This window comes from Bradyrhizobium sp. SPXBL-04 (assembly GCF_051853035.1).
Lineage (GTDB): Bacteria > Pseudomonadota > Alphaproteobacteria > Rhizobiales > Xanthobacteraceae > Bradyrhizobium > Bradyrhizobium zhanjiangense.
Window position 1 is genome coordinate 5,292,755 of sequence record NZ_CP182472.1, and the last position, 18,382, is coordinate 5,311,136.

Below are 18,382 nucleotides of genomic sequence, written 5' to 3' on the forward strand. Positions count from 1 at the left end.
AAGCGGGGAACGACATGACTGCACCACGCGACAAATTCGGGCGTCCCGTCGTCGTCGTCACCGGCATGGGCATCATGACCTCGCTCGGCGCCGGCAAGGCCGACAATTGGGCGAAGCTGGTCGCCGGCGAATCCGGTATTCGCACCATCACGCGCTTTCCGATCGACGGCCTCAGGACCACGATGGCCGGTACGGTGGATTTCGTCAGCGTCGATCCGTTCTCCTCCACCGCGCTTTCGGAGCGGATGGCCGAGCTGGTGACGGAGGAAGCGCTTGAGCAGGCCGGCATCGGCGCCAAGGCGGATTTCCCTGGTCCCCTCTTCCTCGCGGTTGCACCGGTCGAGGTCGAATGGCCGCAACGTCGCGAACTCGGTCGCGCCGTCGGCCAGCTCGACATCACCTATGACGATCTGCTGCGCATTTCCGGCGGCGGCAAGTACAGCGCCTACCATCATCGCTTCATGTTCGGGTCTGTCGCCGCGCATCTCGCCGAGACGTTCGGCACCAAGGGCTCGCCGATCTCGCTGTCGACGGCCTGCGCCTCGGGCGCGACCTCGATCCAGCTCGGCGTCGAGGCGATCCGCCGCGGCGAGACAGACGCCGCGCTGTGCGTCGCGACCGACGGCACCGTGAACCCGGAAGCGCTGGTGCGCTTCTCGCTGCTTTCGGCGCTGTCGACCCAGAACGATCCGCCGCAGGCGGCCTCCCGCCCCTTTTCCAAGAACCGCGATGGTTTTGTGATGGCGGAAGGGGCCGGCGCCCTGGTGCTCGAAAGCTACGAGGCGGCGACTGCGCGCGGCGCAAAGATCCTCGGCGTGATCGCCGGCTGCGGCGAGCTCACCGATTCCTTCCATCGCACCCGCTCCTCGCCCGACGGCAAGCCGATCATCGGCTGCATGAACAAGACGCTGGCCGATGCCGGCATGACGCCGGACCAGATCGACCACATCAACGCGCACGGCACCTCGACACCCGAGAACGACAAGATGGAGTTCAACACGACATCGGCGGTGTTCGGCGAGCTCGCGCAGAAGATTCCAGTCACCTCCAACAAATCGATGGTTGGCCACACCATCTCGGCGGCAGGCGCGGTCGAGGCGATCTTCTCGCTGCTCACGCTCGAGCACCAGCGCATCCCGCCGACGATCAACTACGAGACCCCGGATCCCACGATCCTGTTCAACGTCGTCGGCAACAAGGCGCGCGATGCCCGCGTGACCGCAGTCATGTCGAACTCGTTCGGCTTCGGCGGCCAGAACGCCTCGCTGATCCTGACCCGCGAACCGGCCTGACCGGACGCATGGCTCTGCTGACTGCGAGCACGAAGGCCCGCGCGCAGGCGGCTGCCAAATCGATCGGCGGCAGCCTTATCGGCGCCGCTACCGTCGGCATGCTGCGCACCACGCGCTATTTCGATCCGGTCAAAACCTCGGACTTCTTCGCACGCGTCGTGAAGATGATCGGCCCGCGCCTGCGCGAGCACCGCATCGGCCGCGCCAACCTCGCCGCCGCCTTCCCCGAGAAGTCGCCGGAGGAGATCGAACGGATCCTGATGGGCGTCTGGGACAATCTCGGCCGCGTCGGCGCCGAGTTCGCCCATATCGACCAGGTCTGGGACTACGATCGCGACCATCCGGAAAAGAGTCGGATCGAGATTCCCCAACGCAGCATCGAGCTGTTCGACCAGATCAGGGACGACGGCAAGCCGGCGCTGATCTTTGCAGCGCATCTGGCCAATTGGGAATTGCCGGCGCTTGCCGCCGTCGCGCACGAGCTGGATACCGCGATCCTCTACCGCCGGCCGAACATTGCGTCTGCCGACCGCATCATCCAGGAGATGCGCCAGGTCAACATGGGCACGCTGATCCCGGCCGGCCGCGACGCGCCCTTGCGCCTTGCGCAGGCGCTGAAGGACGGCAAGCACGTCGCGATGCTGATCGACCAATATCTGACCGCCGGCGTCGAGGTCACCTTCTTCGGCCGCAAGACCCGCGCCAATCCGATGCTGGCGCGGCTGCTCCGCCAGATCGAATGCCCGATCCACGGCGTCCGCATCATCCGCCTGCCCGGCGGCCGCTTCCGCGGAGAGCTGACGGAAGAAGTCCAGCCGGTGCGCGACGCCGACGGCAAGATCGACATCCAGGGCACGACCCAGGCGATCACGAGCGTGGTGGAAAGCTGGGTCCGCGAGCATCCCGAGCAGTGGCTCTGGCTGCACCGGCGGTGGCGGTAGTTGCACCGTCATTGCGAGGAGCGAAGCGACGAAGCAATCCAGAGTGCCCCAGCGGAGAAATTCTGGATTGCTTCGCTTCGCTCGCAATGACGGACGTGCCGCTCAGCGCCCAGTCTTCACCTTGGTCCAGAGCCTATTGATGATCCGCTGGGTCGCCGGCTCGCGCGCCGTGATGACGAACAGTTTTGAGAGCGTCCCCTCGTCCGGATAGATGTTCTTGTCATTCAGTATCTTCGGATCGACCAGCTTCTGGCTGGCGAGGTTACCGTTAGCGTAGGACAAAAAGTCCGAGTTCTTGGCGGCGACGTCGGGCCGGTAGAGATAGTTGATCAGCGCGTAGGCCTCATTGACGTTCTTGGCATCGGCGGGGATCGCAAGATTGTCGAAAAACATCTGCGCGCCCTCCTTCGGGATCGTGTAGCCGATCTCGATGCCGCTCTTGGCTTCCGCAGCGCGGGCGCGAGCCTGCATGATGTCGCCGGACCAGCCGACCACGAAGCAGATCTCGCCGGTGGCGAGCGCGCTTAAGTATTCGGACGAGTGAAACTTGCGCACGGACGGGCGGACTTTTGCGACGATTTCGGCGGCCTTCTCGAGGTCGGCCTGCTTGGTCGAGTTCGGATCGAGCCCGAGATAGTTCAGCGCCGCCGGAAAGATGTCGTCGGCGGAGTCGAGCATGTGCACACCGCAGTCTTTGAATTTGGCGAGGTTCTCCGGCTTGAAGACGATGTCCCAGCTGTCGATCTTCGCGTCCGGTCCCAGGATCTGCTTCACCTTGGCGACGTTGTAGCCGATGCCCGTTGTGCCCCACATGTAGTTGGCGGCGTAGACATTGCCGGGATCGTAGGTCGCAAGATGCTTGGTCACCATCGGCCAGGCATTGGCGAGGTTCGGCAGCTTCGACTTGTCGAGCTTCTGGAAGATGTTGGCCTTGATCTGGCGCTGCAGGAAATAGGCGGTGGGCACCACGACGTCGTAGCCGGACTTGCCGGCCATCAGGCGTGTTTCCAGTGTCTCGTTGGCATCGAACGTGTCGTAGACCACCTTGATGCCTGTCTCCTTGGTGAAGGCCTCAAGGACATCCGGCGCCATGTAGTTGGACCAGTTGTAGAAGTTGACGACCCGCTCCTCGGCCTTGGCGGGAGCGGAGAGCAACGTCAGCGCTGCGGCGACTGCGAGACCGAGGCAAAGCCTGGAGCGGCCGACGTTCGTCATCTCAAATCTACCTCTTGCGGCCGCGCACCGCGTCCGACAACCGCTCAAGTGCGGTGTCGAGCGTCTCGTCCTTCTTGGCAAAACAGAAGCGGACCACGGATGTCACCGGGTCCTGCTCGTAGAAGGCCGACACCGGGATCGCCGCGACCTTGTAATCCCTGACGATCCGCCAGCAGAACTCGGTGTCGCTCTCGTTGAGTCCGAGCGGCGACAGGTCGACGGTGAGGAAGTAGGTGCCTTGCGACTTCAGCACGGGGAAGCCGAGGCTTTCGAGGCCCCTTGTCAGACGGTCTCTGCTCCGCGTCAGATCCTTGCGCATCGACAGGAAGTAGTCGTCGGATTTGCCGAGGCCGTAGGCGACGGCGGCCTGGAGGTTCGGCGCGGTGGTGAAGGTCAGGAACTGGTGCACCTTGGCGGCGACGCGCAAGAGCGGCGGCGCGGCGCAAACGAAGCCGATCTTCCAGCCCGTCAGCGAGAAGATCTTGCCGGCCGAGCCGACCTTGATGGTGCGCTCGCGCATGCCGGGGATGGTGATCAGCGGGATGTGCTTGTGCTCGTCGAAAGTGACGTGCTCCCAGACCTCGTCGCAGATCGCGATGACGTCGAACTCCTGGCAGTAGCGCGCCAGCAGCTCGAGGTCCTCGCGCGGATACACCACCGCGGAGGGATTCAAGGGGTTGTTGAACAGCACCGCCTTGGTCTTTGAATTGAAGACGCTTTTCAGCATGTCCTCATTCAGCCGCCAGTGCGGCGGCTCGAGTCGCACCAGGCGCGGAATGCCGCCGGCCTGGCGGATGATCGGCAAATAGGAATCATAGACCGGCTGGAAGCAGACCACCTCGTCCCCGGGCTGGACCACCGCGAGGATCGCCGAGGTCAGCGCCTCGGTGCCGCCGGAGGTCACCATCACCTCGCTCATCGGATCGAGCTTGAGCCCGTGCCAATGCCCGTAATGGGTTGCGATCGCCTGGCGCAGCTCCGGCAGGCCCATCATCGAGGGGTACTGGTTGTAGCCGTTCAGCGAGGCGTCGGCCGCGGCGCGGCGGATGTCCTCGGGGCCGGGATCGTCGGGAAAGCCCTGGCCGAGATTGATGGCCGCATTGTCGCGCGCGGCCTGCGACATCGCCTCGAAGATGGTGACGGGAAGGTCGGCGAAGACCTTGTTCAGCGAAGAGCTCTTGGTCATCGGGTGGGTCAGCCACCGACCTTGCTGGGAAGACCGGCCGCCTTCCAGCCGAGCATGCCGCCGGCCAGATGCTTGTCGTATGGCAGGCCCGCCGCCTGCGCCGCGAGCGAGGCCGTCACCGAGCGCTTGCCCGAGCGGCAGGCGAACACGACGTCCTTGCCTTGGGGATCGGGGATCGCCTTGGGATCGAAGGTCGAGAGCGGAACCACGACGCCGTAGGGATAGGCCTCGGCCTCGACCTCGTTCGGCTCACGGACGTCGACAAGCAGATAGCGCCCTTCCGCGACACCCTTGGAGACCTCGTCCGGGGTCAGATCCTGTACCTGATTTGCCACATCATCCTCCAACGTCGCAGGCATATGCCGGGGCGCCCCCCGGCCGGCGGGCAACCTCGCCTCTCGGGACACGAAAATCAAGCGCTACAAAGGCTTGAGCCACGCGGCGCAAGTTAAAGCTAAATCGCAGCGACTTGAAGTGCGGGTTTCGGAATGAAGCCCGGAGGTCCCGTCTTGGTCCTACCTAAGCTGTGATCTCTATCATCAAACTCGGTGTCATTCCCCGCGAAAGCGGGGAATCCAGTACGCCGCGGCCTCGCGGTATCTTCGCACTGTCTCTGGAATACTGGATCGCCCGCCTTCGCGGGCGATGACAGCCGTGGAGGCGGACGGAGCGCCGGCTTGACGCTAGATCGTCACCTGCGTTCCGACCTCGACTACACGGCCTGAGGGGATCTGGAAATAGTCGGTGGCATCGTTCGCCGAGCGGCTCAGCGAGATGAAAAGCCGGTCCTGCCAGCGCGGCATGCCGGAATGCGCCGCGGGCTTCAGCGCCCTCCGCGACAGGAAGAACGAGGTCGACATGATGTCGAACTGCCAGCCGAGCTTGCGCGCGATCGCCAGCGCCTTCGGCACGTTGGGCGATTCCATGAAGCCGAACTTCAGCGTCACCTTGGAGAAAGTCGGTGAGATCTGCTCCAACCTCACCCGCTCGGCCGGGTCGATCCGCGGGGTCTGCGCGGTCTCGATGGTGAGAATGACGTTCTTCTCGTGCAGCACCTTGTAGTGCTTCAGACTATGCATCAGCGCGGTCGGCGCGCTGAGCGGGTCCGAGGTCAGGAACACGGCGGTGCCGGGCACGCGCTGGGGCGGCCGTTTCTCCAGCATTGCCACGAGGTCGGCAAGCGGGAACTCGAGCTTGCGCGACTTATCGAACAGGAGCCGGCTGCCGCGCCGCCACGTATACATCAGGAGGATCATGAGCGCGCCGAGCGCCAGCGGCACCCAGCCGCCTTCGAAGACCTTGAGCAAGTTCGCGGCGAGGAAGGTCAGGTCGAGGAACAGGAACGGCACAATCAGGGCGGCGGCCGCGACCGGCGACCACCGCCAGACCTTCCAGATCACGACAAAGCCCATCATCGCGGTGACCACCATGGTGCCGGTGACGGAGATGCCGTAGGCCGACGCCAGCGCGCTGGAGGAGCGGAACAGCAGCACAAGCAGCACCACCGCTACCAGCAGCAACTGGTTGATGCGCGGGATGAAGATCTGGCCGGAATGGGCTTCCGACGTATGGCGAATTTCGAAGCGTGGCAGCAGCCCGAGCTGGATCGCCTGGCGCGTCAGCGAATAGGCGCCGGTGATCACCGCCTGGCTCGCGATCACGGTCGCCATGGTGGCCAGCACGACCATGCTGCCGCGGAAAAAGCCTTGCGGAAACAGCTGGAAGAACGGGCTGACGATCGCGCCGGGATCGCCGAGCACGAGAGCGCCCTGCCCCAGATAATTCAGCGCCAGCGATGGCAGCACGATCGACAGCCAGGCGGTCTGGATCGGCCGCTTGCCGAAATGACCAAGGTCGGCATAGAGCGCCTCGGCGCCGGTCACAGCCAGAAACACCGCACCCAGCGTGATGAAGCCGATGATGCCATGGTGCAGCATGAATGACACGGCGTAGAGGGGGTTCAACGCGAGCAGCACTTGCGGCTGCTGGATAATCGGATGGATCGCCGCCGCCGCGAGGACTGCGAACCAGACGCACATGATCGGCCCGAAGAAGGCCGCAACGCGCGCCGTGCCGCGTGACTGCACGGCGAACAGACAAACCAGGATCACGACGGTCAGCGGAACGATGTAAGGCTCGAACGTCAGGGTGACGTCCTTCATGCCTTCGATCGCCGACAGCACCGAGAGTGCCGGTGTGATCACGGCATCGCCGTAGAACAGGGCGCCGGAGATGATGCCGAGCAGGACGATAGTCGCCCCGCCCGTGCCAACCGCGCGCTGGGCCAGTGCCATCAGCGCGAGCGTGCCGCCCTCGCCATTGTTGTCGGCGCGGAGCAGGATCACGACGTATTTGAGCGTCACCACCACGATGAGCGCCCACAGGATCAGCGAGAGCACGCCAAGCACCGCCGCAGGCGTCGGCACCCCCTCCACGCCCGAGGCGGCCATCACCGCCTCGCGGAATGCGTAGAGCGGGCTGGTGCCGATGTCACCATAGACCACGCCGATGCTGCCAAGCGTCAGCGCACCGAAGCCGGCTGTGGTGTGGGCGTCGCCATGCCCGTTGGCCGCCGCCGTCTCCGGGGCGGGAACTGCTACGTCACTGGTCATGGGAGAGCCCGATGGCCTCAAAATGCTTCACTGCACAACGGCGGAAGAGCGCGCGGGCTTATAGTCCTGCGCTGCTGGCATAGCCTAGCCCGATTCTGGGCCCTTACCATGCAAATTAGCATAGGTCCGCCAATTGCGGTCAAATGGTGACTTGGGTGCCGACTTCAACCACCCGCCCGGTGGGAATCTGGAAATAGTCGGTAGCGTCATTGGCGGACCGGCTCAGCGCAATGAAGAGATGGTCCTGCCAGAGCGGCATGCCAGATTGCGCCGAGGCCTTCAGCGACCTCCGCGACACGAAGAACGACGTCGACATGATGTCGAACTGCCAACCCTGCTTGCGCGCAATCGCGAGCGCCTTGGGCACGTTCGGCTGCTCCATGAAGCCGAAGCGCAGGCGGACCTTCGAGAATTTGTCGCTGATCTTCTCCATGCGGAACCGCTCCGACAGGTCGACCCGCGGCGTATGCGCGGTCTCGATGGTCAGGATCACGTTGTGCTCGTGCAGCACCTTGTTGTGCTTGAGATTGTGCAACAGCGCGGTCGGGACGAACGAGGGATCGCTGGTCAGGAACACCGCGGTGCCCTTGACGATGTGCGGCGGCCGCTTCTCCAGGCTCCGGATCAGATCGTCCAGCGGCACCTCGATCCGGCGCGTCTTCTGGATCAGGATTCCCGAGCCGCGCCGCCAGGTCCAGATCGTCCCCGCCATGAGCACGCCGAACAGCAGCGGCACCCAGGCGCCTTCGAGCAGCTTGAGCAGGTTGGCGCTGAAGAAACTCATATCGACGACGACGAAGGGCACGATGACGGCAGCGGCGGTGGCGGCGCGCCAGTTCCACAATTTCCAGATCACGACAAAGCCCATGATGCCGTCGGCGACCATGGTGGTGGAGACCGCGATGCCATAGGCCGAAGCCAGATTGCTGGGGGTGTGGAACAGCAGCACCAGCAGCATCACGCCGATCAGCAGCAACCGATTCACGCGCGGCAGATAGATCTGGCCAGCGTGAGTCTCGGAGGTGTAGCGAACCTCGAAGCGTGGCAGCAGGCCAAGCTGCACCGCCTGATAGACCAGCGAATAGGCGCCGGTAATCACCGCCTGGCTCGCGATCACCGTCGCGGCGGTCGCAAGCCCGACCAGCGGCAGCACCAGACCTTCAGGCACCATGCGATAGAAGGAATGCTCGATCGCGCTGGGATCGGACAGCACCAACGCGCCCTGCCCGAAATAGTTGATCAAGAGCGCGGGCAGCACGAAGAACATCCAGGCCGATTGGATCGGCTTGCGGCCGAAATGGCCGAGATCGGCATAGAGCGCCTCGCCGCCGGTGACCGCCAGGAACACGGCGCCGAGCGTCACAAGGCCAATCGTGCCGTGCGACAGCAGGAATTGCAGCGCGTAGTAGGGATTGATCGCCGCAAGCACCGAGGGATCGTCGGCGATGTGGACGGCGCCCATCACCGCAAGACAGGTGAACCAGACCACCATCACCGGCCCGAAGGCGGAGGCCACCAGCGCCGTACCTTTGCTCTGGACCGCGAACAGCAGCGCCAGGATGAGAACCGTGAGCGGCACGACATAGTGCTCGAACGCGGGGGTTGCGAGCTTGAGGCCTTCCACCGCCGACAGCACCGAAATCGCCGGCGTGATCATGGAATCGCCGATGAACATGGAGGCGCCGACCACGCCGAGCGCGAGCAGGAACCAGCTCCGCCGCCCCAGCGCGCGCTGGCCGAGCGCCATCAGCGAGAGCGTGCCGCCCTCCCCGTTGTTGTCGGCGCGCAGCAGCAGCAGGACATATTTGGCAGTGACGACAATCAGCAGCGCCCACAGGATCAGCGAGAGTACGCCGAGCACCATGACCCGTGACACCGGCTCGCCATGGGCCGCGCCCCTGACGGCCTCGTGGAATGCGTAGAGCGGCGAGGTGCCGATGTCGCCGAAGACGACGCCGATGCTCCCGAGCGTGAGGGACCAAAAGCCCGCGGTGACCGGCCCTTCCTGGGTCTCAGTCGATGTGATGCTCGCCGTCATGAGGGTGGAAAACGCTTCGTCCCTGAATTTGATCCGGCGCCTTTTGACGCTTCCGGCGCGCCTGTCAATCGGCACCCCACCTTAGCAGGCGCCGAGGCGGATGCTGTGACGACGCGGCCACGCCGTTACCTGCGCGACGACATGCCTCAGGTAAGATGGTAGCGCAAGAGGCTTACGGCTTCAGATTCGGCGGCAGCGGCGGATCTTCGCGCATCAAGGTGATGGTCACCCGCCGGTTGGCTGCGAGCGAGGGATCGTCCGGAAACAGCGGCTGGGTGTCCGCCTTGCCGGAAACAGCAAAGATGTGGGACGGCGGCAGGCCCTCGCGTTCGAGGATCTGGCGCACGGCATTGGCGCGGTCGGCCGACAGATCGAAGGCGCCGTAGTCGCTGCGGACCGGCACGAATCCGGCGGCGGTGTGGCCGGCGATGGAAACGCGCAGCGGCGTCGCCTTGAGCGGGACAGCGAGCTTCTCGACCAGGCGGCGGGTGCGGTCATACGGCACCTTGGAGCCGTCGGCGAACATCGAGCGGCCGTCTTGATCGACGATCTCCAGATTGAGGCCCTGCTTGGTCTCCTCGAACATGATGTGCTTGGACATCTCGGTCAGTTCCGGCATGTCCTGCAACGCCTGGCGCAGCGAGGCCGCAGCGAGCGCGAAATTGCGGTCGACCTTGATCTTCGCCCCCGAGGTGCGGTCGCGGTCCTCCTGGTCGGGCGTCGGCGTGTTGGAGGCGTCCTCGGGCTGGATGTGGTCGACGTTCTTCAGCCGCGGGCGGGTTGGCAGACCGTCGGACTCGACGATGCCGGCATAGCGCGCTTCGCTCTGCACGCCGAAGGCGTCCCGCATCGATCCGGCGACGATCTTCAGCTTGTTGGCATCCTGGGTCGAGAACGCGACGAGCATCACGAAGAAGCTCATCATCAGGCCCATCAAGTCGGCGAAGGTCACGAACCAGCCGTGACCGCCGCCGTGGGCATCGCCGCGTTTCTTCTTGGCCATGGCCTAAATCCGGATGCGCGCGATCAGGCCGGCACCGGCTCACCCTCGGCGTGACGATGCTTCTCCGGCAGATAGGCCAGCAGCATTTCACGCACCAAGGTCGGGCTCTTGGAGTCGCGGATCATCAGGATGCCGTCGATGATCAGGGTGCGATTGGTCTCTTCATCGAGCAGCTTGCCGTGAAGCTTGTCGGCGATCGGCAGACAGAACAGGTTCGCGACCAGCGCGCCGTAGAGGGTGGCGAGCAGCGCGGTCGCCATGAACGGGCCGAGCTTGGAGGGATCGGTCATGTTCGCGAACATCTGCACCATGCCGATCAGCGTGCCGATCATGCCGAAGGCCGGGGCGCAGTCGCCGATGGCACGGTAGATCTTGCTGCCCTCGTCGAGGTGCATCAGGAAGTTGTCGCGGTCGCGCTCGAGATTGTCGCGGATGAAATCGAGGTCGTAGCCGTCGGCGACGTAGCGGATGCCCTTGGCGAGGAAGGGCTCGTCGGTCTCGACCTTTTCCAGACCCACCGGGCCTTGCTTGCGGGCAATCTCGGCGATGCGGGCTAGCTCGTCGACGAGGTCGTGGGCCGACAGGCGGCTCATGGTGAAGGCGAACTTGGCGCCGAGCGGAAGGCCATGCAGGAGCGCCGAGAGCGGGAAGCGGATCATGGTGGCGGAGATCGAGCCGCCGAAGATGATGATCATGGCATGTTCGGAGATGAACATGTGGAGATCGCCACCCATGAAGATCATCGCGGTGATGACGATGATGCCGGCCGTGAGCCCAACGCCCGTCATGATATCCATGGGAGACTCCAACGCGTACGCAACAACGGCCGTCCTGGCCGCTGGCGCGGCCCAACCCCGAACCGCAGCGGAAACCCTAGAGCGCCGCCCTTAAAGCCGCGTAAAGGTTAAGTCCGGACAGTGTGGTACGCCGTGCTGCAGACGCTGCGATGGCCGGCCGGCGGCGGAATCTCAACATTTCGCTAACCATAACCGGCCGCGCTAGGGCGATAGCCCCGTCAGCTCCAGGCTGAGCGCGCGCAGGCGCTTGCGTGCGTCGGCATCGTAGGCCTGCGGATTTGCGCGTGCCTCGTTCATGCCGTTGAAAAACAATCCGCTTCTATCAGCGACGTCGTCGCCCTCGACGAGGTGCAGGATCGCCGTGCCACCTTGCTCCACCGTAGACATCGGCGTGATGCCGCCGGCGCGCACCATCGTGGTGTTCATGTAGGTCGCGGGATGCAGCGCGTTCACGGTGATGCCGGTGCCCTTCAATTCCCGCGCCAGATCGATCGTGAACATGATCTGCGCGAGCTTGCTCTGCGCATAGGCGCGCGAGCCACTGTAGCTCCTGGTGATCATGACGTCGTCGAAATCGATCGGGTGCTGTCCGAGCGAGGCGACGTTGATGATGCGCGACGGCGCCGCCGTCTTCAACAATGGCATGACCAGATGGACGAGCAGGAAACCAGCGAGATAGTTCACGGCAAATCGCAGCTCGTGACCGTCGGCACTCACCTGCCGCTGCGGCCCGTCATTCTGCGAGCCAATGCCGGCATTGCTGACCAGGACATCGAGGCGCTGGTGGTCACGCGTCACGGCCTCCGCGAGCGCACGCGTGCCCGACATCGATGACAGGTCCGCCTGGTAGAAAGTCGGCGCGATACCGCCGGCCTTCACGATCTCGTCGCTCAACGTCTTTGCACGCGCCGCGTCGCGGCCATGGATCAGGACCCTCGCACCTTCTTCGGCCAGCCGGCGCGCAACGTAGCGGCCGACGCCGTCGGTCGAGCCGGTGATCAGAACCGTCTTGCCCTTCATCCTCATTGCGCGTCCTCCGACTGCGGCCCTGCGTCACATCCGTGACGCGCCATCATGCGGTATCCTGTGGCCGTGCGGCATGCTCCATCGCAGGAGCCGATTTGCCATGTTGACGTTGTTCAGTCTTCTCACCGCGCTGCCCGCAGTGCTAGCGCTCCATCTGCTCGAGCCGGAACTTGTACTGCCGGCATTCAGCGTCCTGCTTTTTGTCGAGGCCGGCTTCGCCGTGATCGCGGCGCGCTTGATTCATCTTCCGGACAATGCGGACAACATCACCCTGTGGGATCTTGCCGGCGGCTTCACCCTGATCGGATGCGCCGCCGCGGTGTTCGGCGAGCCGGATCAGGCCGCCCTGCGTCTGACGGAACAAGGCGACCCACGGCCGGCATCGCCGCCGTAGGCCGCTTCGTCACGCGTCTAGTGAATCTCCGCCGAACGTTTCAGCGCGGCCTTCAGCTTCTCCAGCGAGAAGTCGGGACTGCGCGCAATCTCCAGGATCGGCGTCTCGCGGCGGCCGCAGAGCTCGGCGGCCTCGGGCAGCTTTGCCGCGACGTCGAGCGGAATCACGATGGCGCCGTGCTGGTCGGCATGGATCAGATCGTCCGACTTCACGGTCATGCCGGCGACGCGCACCTCGCCGCCAAAGCTCTCGGCATGCACCCAGGCATGCGAGGGACCGATCGAGCCAGCGAGCGCCTGGAAACCAGGGGCCCATTGTGGGATGTCGCGGATCGAGCCGTCGGTGATGACGCCGAGGCAGCCGAGCGCCTTGTGCACATTGCTCTGCACCTCGCCCCAGAACGCACCATAGCCGACATCAGGACCGTCGATATCCTGGATCACCGAGATGCGCGGGCCGTGGCCGGTGCCGACATATTCGTAATAGTCGATGCGGCGCTTGGATTGTTCTTCCGCCGGGAGCGAGGATTTCAGCACCGAGCGGATCGCGACCGTGCGGGCATAGCCGACGATCGGCGGCAAATCGGGGAACGGACAGACCAGCTGCTTTGTGGTGTAGCCGATCAGCCGCCGCTCCGGCGCCACGATCTCCATGGCATTGCAGATCGTCGGAGTATCGTAGCGGCCCAGCGCTTCGAGGACGGAAGCGGGCAGCGGCCCGGTCGCGGAAGTGGTCACAGCGTTCTCTCCCAGATTGGCGGCCGCTGTTGGCGCGGTGCCGCCGGCACAGGGCGATATAGCCGAGATCAGGCTTCAACCCAACTCGGCGCGCCTCATGGCAGATATCCGCGTGTGACCGCTCAGTGCAGCCGTCCGGGCCGGTCGTCGTCGTGCGGCGGCTCCGACAAATTCGCCAGCGTCGGCGCCGAAGGCGGTGATGCGACCTCGCCTCCCGCTGGCGCGGTGGTTTCCATCGCACGCGCTTGATCGCGGTAGGATTTGTAGCCGAGCGGCAGGCAGAGCAGATAAAGCACCGTGCCGATCGACAGCACGTGCCAGGGATAGGCGATCAAGATCGCAATGAAGACGATCACGGCGACGAACGCCGGCAGCACCAATTCGGGCGGCACGCGCATGCGCTTGGTCTTGCCGGAGAACACCGGCAGGCGCGACACCATCAGGAACGCGATCAAAAGCGTATAGGCCGCCGTTACCGCCGCCGGCCAGCGCCCGAGATCGAGGAACGCGACATAGATCGGCAGCAGCACGGTGATCGCACCGGCCGGCGCCGGCACGCCGGTGAAGAAATTGGCGGCGAAGGCCGGCTTGTTGGGATCGTCCATGGTGGCGTTGAAACGCGCCAAGCGCAGGCCGCCAGAGATCGCGAACACCATCGCGGCGATCCAGCCGGCATTGCCGAGCTCGTGCAGCTGCCAGAAATACAGCATCAGGCCGGGCGCCACGCCGAAATTGACGAAATCGGCGAGGCTGTCGAGCTCGGCGCCGAATTTGGACTGGCCCTTGATCATGCGCGCGATGCGGCCGTCGATGCCGTCGAGCGCGGCCGCGAACACGATGGCGTAGACGGCGAGCGACATCCGCCCCTCGATCGACAGCCGGATTGAGGTCAGCCCGGCGCAGATGGCCAGCAGCGTGATGACGTTGGGCACCAGCATCCGCACCGGAATCGGACGGAACCTCCGCCGGCGCGTGTCAGGATCTCTCAAATCGTAGGGCGTCATGGCTCGTCCTCACCTCAGGGCGAGATATAGCAAGCCGCGCTCCCCTCCGCCATTGCCGCGGAAGGGCCACATGCACCGACTATTGGTTAATTGGCGCGATAGCTGCGGCTCGGGTCATCCCCGGCAAGATCGGCCAAAATCGTCTCGCCGGCGATCGCGGTCTGCCCCTCCGATACCAGCGCCTTGGTGCCAACAGGCAAATAGACGTCGAGGCGCGAGCCGAAGCGGATCAGGCCGAAGCGCTCACCGGCACCGATCGCCTGCCCCTCCTTGACGAAGCAGACGATGCGCTTGGCCACGAGGCCGGCGATCTGGATCACGCCGATCCGCGCCGTCGGTGTCGTGATCACCAGTGAGTTGCGCTCATTGTCCTCGCTCGCCTTGTCCAGCTCGGCATTGATGAACAGGCCGGGCCGGTAGGCGATACGGTCCACCCTGCCCGCGATCGGACTGCGGTTTACGTGACAATTGAATACGCTCATGAACACCGAGATGCGCGGCAGCGGCCGGTCGCCGAGCCCGAGCTCGGCCGGCGGCAGCGCCATGGTGATCATCGAGATGCGGCCGTCCGCCGGTGACACCACGAGCCCCTCGCGCACGGGCGTGATGCGGACAGGATCGCGGAAGAACAGCGCGCACCAGACGGTCAGGATCGTGCCGATCCACCCCAGAGGGGACCACAGCCAGAACAGGATCAGGCTTGCCAGCGCAAAGCCGCCGATGAAGGGATAGCCCTCCTTGTGGATCGGCGGGATCTGACGCTGGATCGAATCGAGAATGGACATCGCTCTCTGCCGCTGAAGGGTTGACGGCGCACGGGGCCGTCCCGCGCGGTGGAGTTGTTTAGGCCAGAGTTGGGACCGGAGACAAGGTCACTCCGCCGCCGCAGGCGCCGTTAGGACGTCATCGACCGGCGGCGGCTGCCGGTTGGGCGCCTCGCTGGCGTCGGCCATCTTGGCCAGTTTCTCCCGTGCCTCCTCGGCCTCGCGCTGCCTGTTCCACATGCTGGCATAGAGGCCGGCCTGTGCGAGCAGTTTTGCGTGGGTGCCGCGCTCGGCGATGCGGCCCTGGTCCAGCACGATGATCTCGTCGGCGCCGACGATGGTCGAGAGCCGGTGCGCGATCACCAGCGAGGTGCGGTTCTTGGCGACGCGGTCGAGCGCGCCCTGGATCTCGTGCTCGGTGTGGGTGTCGAGCGCCGAGGTGGCCTCGTCGAGCACCAGGATCGGCGGTGCCTTCAAGACGGTGCGCGCGATCGCGACGCGCTGCTTCTCGCCGCCGGACAGCTTGAGGCCGCGCTCGCCGACCTGGGTCTCGTAGCCCTTCGGCGCCAGGCGGATGAAGTGGTCGATCTGCGCCAGCCGCGCCGCCTCCTCGACCTCCGCATCGCTGGCGTCCCAGCGGCCATAGCGGATGTTGTAGCGGATGGTGTCGTTGAACAGCACAGTGTCCTGTGGCACCATGCCGATCGAGGCGCGCAGCGAACCCTGCGTAACCTCGCGAATGTCCTGGCCGTCGATCAGGATCTTACCGCCGGAGACGTCGTAGAGACGGAACAGCAGACGCGAGATTGTCGACTTGCCCGCGCCCGACGGTCCCACGATCGCAACCGTCTTGCCGGCCGGCACCTCGAAGCTGATGCCCTTCAGGATCGGCCGCGTCGGCTCATAGGCAAAGCGCACGTCCTCGAAGCGCACGGTGCCGGCGGAGACGACCAGCGGCTGCGCATCGGTCGCGTCCTTGATCTCGGCCTCGCGGCCCAGCACACCAAACATTTTCTCGATGTCGATGATCGCCTGCTTGATCTCGCGGTAGACCATGCCCATGAAGTTCAGGGGCTGATAGAGCTGGATCATCATGGCGTTGACCAGCACGAAATCGCCGACCGTGTTGGTGCCGTTGCGCACGCCGATCGCGCACATCAGCATGGTCGTGGTCAGACCGAGCGTGAAGATCACGGCCTGGCCGGTGTTGAGCACTGCGAGCGAAGTATAGGTGCGGACGCTCGCCTCCTCGTACCGCTCCACCGACTTGTCGTAGCGTCGTGCCTCGCGCGCCTCGGCGCCGAAATACTTCACCGTCTCGTAATTGAGCAGCGAGTCGATCGCCTTGGTGTTCGCCTCGGTGTCGGAATCGTTCATCTTGCGGCGGATGCCGATCCGCCACTCGGTCGCGATGTAGGTGTAGTACATGTAGAACGTGACCGTGATCAGGGTCGCGACCACGTAGCGCCAATCGAACTGCCAGAGCAGCACGGCCATCAGCAGCGAGACCTCGACGATGGTCGGGATCAGCTGCAGAATCACCATGCGCACGATGACCTCGATGCCCTCGCGGCCGCGCTCGAGCACGCGCGTCAGGCCGCCGGTCTTGCGCTCGAGGTGGAAGCGCAGCGACAGCTCGTGCATGTGAATGAAGGTGATGGTCGCCAGCTTGCGCACCGCATGCATGGCGACGCGCGCGAAGATGCCGTCGCGCCATTGCGTCAGCACCGCCATCAGGATGCGCATCGCGCCGTAGCTCGCGGTGAGCAGCAGCGGCGGGGCGATCACCCAGAGATGCCAGTTGTCCGCCTGCACCGGCGCGGTGTTGGCGCCGGTCAGCGCATCCGTCGCCCATTTGAAGCTGAACGGCACGGCGAGCGTGATCAGCTTGGCGGCGAGCAGCAGCACCAGCGACCAGACCACCCGCATCTTCAGATCGAAGCGGTCGCCCGGCCAAATATAGGGCCACAGATGCGCCAACGTGCCCATCAGCGTGGCCCGCTCCAATGGTCCCCCCGCAGGAGGATCAGGAACGTCGGCGCCGTCGAACGATTGAGGTTGGTCCATCAAGAAGCCTGAAAGCCCGCCGGATGCGGGCGTCGCTACCATTAACGATTTTCGCTCGTCATATAGAGCCTTCCCGATGTCCGCGCACCCCACCAGATGGCGAATCTTTGATTGTTTGTCGCCATTTACCGGTAGATTTCCGGGTGATCCGAATCACCGATTGGGCTTGACGCCTCTTCGTTGCAATGCATCATGGCACCAATGAGCACAATCAAAACCGTCTGTGTCTATTGCGGCTCCGGCCCAGGAACCAATCCCCGCTTCACCGAAGGCGCCAAGGCATTCGGCAAGGCACTCGCCGAAAACAACATCCGCCTGGTCTATGGCGGCGGCTCGCTCGGCCTGATGGGCGCGGTCGCAACCTCCGTGCTCGATCACGGCGGCACCGTCACCGGCATCATCCCCGACTTCCTGCGGCTGCGCGAAAACGCGCTGACGCGCGTGCAGGAGATGATCGTCACCCCCGACATGCACGAGCGCAAGCGGCTGATGTTCGAACGCTCCGACGCCTTCGTGGCGCTGCCGGGCGGCGTCGGCACGCTGGAGGAGCTGGTCGAGCAAATGACCTGGAAGCAGCTCGGCCGTCACGCCAAGCCGGTGCTGCTCGCCAACATCGACAATTTCTGGGAGCCGCTGTTCTCGCTCTTGTCGCACATGCGCCAGACCGAGTTCATCCGCGCCGGCCTTTCGATCGACATCCTCAAGGCCGATCGGGTCGAAGAGATTCTGCCGAAGCTGAAGACGGCAGCCGCCCAGGTCGCCGAGGCAGAAAAGCAGCTCGCACCGGAAGTGGCACGCAGGCTTTAACGGCTACTCGCTCGGAAACGTCACCGCCTCGATCCGGTTACCGTCGGGGTCGGTGACGAAGGCCGCATAATAGCGCACGCGATCGTGCGGGCGGATGCCCGGCGCGCCGTCGGAGGCACCACCGGCCGACAGCGCGGCGGCGTGAAACGCGTCGACCTCTCCAGTCGTCTTCGCCCGCAGGCAGATGTGCACGCCGCTCTCCGGCGCGACGCGCGGCATGCCCTCACGCAAGTTGATCCAGAACTCCGGATAGGCCTTGCCGAAGCCGATAGTCCGCGGCCGGGTCACCAGGCGCGTGAGGCCGAGCGCGGCAAGCGCGGCTTCATAGAATTTCGCGGCGCGATCGAGATCGCTGACGCCGACGGAGATGTGGTCGATCATTGGTCGCGCTCCCTCTCTCCTCCTCGTCATTGCGAGCGTAGCGAAGCAATCCAGCGTGTGTCCGCGGAGGGATTCTGGATTGCTTCGCTCGCAATGACGGCGCTGTTGCGCCGCCGTC

General features: G+C 64.7%; 16 protein-coding genes and 1 pseudogene. 4 read left to right on the forward strand and 13 right to left on the reverse strand.

The genetic code is table 11. The annotated features are described in order from the left end of the window. Positions 1-14 precede the first annotated feature (14 nt). Together ACNJX8_RS25260 and ACNJX8_RS25265 are read left to right on the forward strand one after the other, a co-directional pair. The gene (locus tag ACNJX8_RS25260; protein ID WP_128934463.1) at positions 15-1,292 is read left to right on the forward strand and encodes a beta-ketoacyl-ACP synthase; all 1,278 of its coding nucleotides are present in this window, start codon (positions 15-17) and stop codon (positions 1,290-1,292) included. Between the two features lie 8 nt (positions 1,293-1,300). Then, positions 1,301-2,233: a lipid A biosynthesis lauroyl acyltransferase gene (locus ACNJX8_RS25265; RefSeq protein ID WP_439357134.1), complete on the forward strand. Its 933-nt coding sequence runs from the start codon at positions 1,301-1,303 to the stop codon at positions 2,231-2,233. A gap of 102 nt (positions 2,234-2,335) precedes the next feature. On the opposite strand, the gene ACNJX8_RS25270 is transcribed toward ACNJX8_RS25265, so the two are convergent. The 8 genes from ACNJX8_RS25270 to ACNJX8_RS25305 form a co-directional block, all read right to left on the reverse strand. After that, the gene (locus ACNJX8_RS25270) at positions 2,336-3,448 is read right to left on the reverse strand and encodes a polyamine ABC transporter substrate-binding protein (RefSeq protein WP_439357135.1); all 1,113 of its coding nucleotides are present in this window, start codon (positions 3,446-3,448) and stop codon (positions 2,336-2,338) included. A gap of 7 nt (positions 3,449-3,455) precedes the next feature. Next, positions 3,456-4,634, reverse strand: a complete 1,179-nt coding sequence (locus ACNJX8_RS25275; RefSeq protein ID WP_128945601.1) for an aminotransferase — start codon at positions 4,632-4,634, stop codon at positions 3,456-3,458. Between the two features lie 8 nt (positions 4,635-4,642). Beyond that, positions 4,643-4,969: a rhodanese-like domain-containing protein gene (locus tag ACNJX8_RS25280; RefSeq protein ID WP_026202463.1), complete on the reverse strand. Its 327-nt coding sequence runs from the start codon at positions 4,967-4,969 to the stop codon at positions 4,643-4,645. A gap of 348 nt (positions 4,970-5,317) precedes the next feature. Next, entirely contained in the window at positions 5,318-7,246 is a 1,929-nt protein-coding gene (locus ACNJX8_RS25285; protein ID WP_128934468.1) for a potassium transporter Kup, read from the reverse strand. A 139-nt stretch (positions 7,247-7,385) separates the two neighbouring features. Continuing rightward, positions 7,386-9,284, reverse strand: coding sequence for a potassium transporter Kup (locus ACNJX8_RS25290; RefSeq protein WP_164934454.1), 1,899 nt, complete (start codon positions 9,282-9,284; stop codon positions 7,386-7,388). A 172-nt stretch (positions 9,285-9,456) separates the two neighbouring features. Continuing rightward, the gene (locus ACNJX8_RS25295; protein WP_091888688.1) at positions 9,457-10,287 is read right to left on the reverse strand and encodes an OmpA/MotB family protein; all 831 of its coding nucleotides are present in this window, start codon (positions 10,285-10,287) and stop codon (positions 9,457-9,459) included. A 23-nt stretch (positions 10,288-10,310) separates the two neighbouring features. Further along, positions 10,311-11,084, reverse strand: a complete 774-nt coding sequence (locus tag ACNJX8_RS25300) for a motility protein A (protein WP_018645542.1) — start codon at positions 11,082-11,084, stop codon at positions 10,311-10,313. Positions 11,085-11,285: 201 nt separating this feature from the next. Beyond that, on the reverse strand, positions 11,286-12,110 hold the full coding sequence (locus tag ACNJX8_RS25305; RefSeq protein ID WP_439357136.1) for an SDR family NAD(P)-dependent oxidoreductase: 825 nt from the start codon (positions 12,108-12,110) through the stop codon (positions 11,286-11,288). A 100-nt stretch (positions 12,111-12,210) separates the two neighbouring features. Here ACNJX8_RS25305 and ACNJX8_RS25310 point away from each other — a divergent pair, with 100 nt between their 5' ends. Further along, positions 12,211-12,504 carry a hypothetical protein gene (locus ACNJX8_RS25310; protein WP_439357137.1) on the forward strand — a complete coding sequence of 98 codons (294 nt, stop codon included), beginning with the start codon at positions 12,211-12,213 and terminating at the stop codon, positions 12,502-12,504. Positions 12,505-12,521: 17 nt separating this feature from the next. Here the strand turns inward: ACNJX8_RS25310 and ACNJX8_RS25315 are convergent, their stop codons facing one another. The 4 genes and pseudogenes from ACNJX8_RS25315 to ACNJX8_RS25330 all read right to left on the reverse strand — a co-directional run bounded on the left by ACNJX8_RS25315 (position 12,522) and on the right by ACNJX8_RS25330 (position 17,076). Continuing rightward, positions 12,522-13,241 (reverse strand): RraA family protein, encoded by a 720-nt coding sequence (locus tag ACNJX8_RS25315; RefSeq protein WP_439357138.1) that lies wholly within the window; start codon positions 13,239-13,241, stop codon positions 12,522-12,524. A 122-nt stretch (positions 13,242-13,363) separates the two neighbouring features. Further along, positions 13,364-14,245: a CDP-alcohol phosphatidyltransferase family protein gene (locus ACNJX8_RS25320; RefSeq protein ID WP_091888693.1), complete on the reverse strand. Its 882-nt coding sequence runs from the start codon at positions 14,243-14,245 to the stop codon at positions 13,364-13,366. 86 nt (positions 14,246-14,331) lie between these two features. After that, positions 14,332-15,045 (reverse strand): annotated as a pseudogene (locus tag ACNJX8_RS25325) (phosphatidylserine decarboxylase); the annotation flags it as partial. 72 nt (positions 15,046-15,117) lie between these two features. Then, positions 15,118-17,076, reverse strand: a complete 1,959-nt coding sequence (locus tag ACNJX8_RS25330; RefSeq protein WP_128945626.1) for an ABCB family ABC transporter ATP-binding protein/permease — start codon at positions 17,074-17,076, stop codon at positions 15,118-15,120. A 201-nt stretch (positions 17,077-17,277) separates the two neighbouring features. On the opposite strand from ACNJX8_RS25330, the gene ACNJX8_RS25335 reads away from it, so the two are divergent. Next, positions 17,278-17,883, forward strand: coding sequence for a TIGR00730 family Rossman fold protein (locus ACNJX8_RS25335; RefSeq protein WP_164934453.1), 606 nt, complete (start codon positions 17,278-17,280; stop codon positions 17,881-17,883). 3 nt (positions 17,884-17,886) lie between these two features. Here the strand turns inward: ACNJX8_RS25335 and ACNJX8_RS25340 are convergent, their stop codons facing one another. Continuing rightward, a complete protein-coding gene (locus ACNJX8_RS25340; protein ID WP_091888700.1) occupies positions 17,887-18,264 on the reverse strand; it encodes a VOC family protein in 378 nt (125 codons plus the stop codon). Between the last annotated feature and the right edge of the window lie 118 nt (positions 18,265-18,382).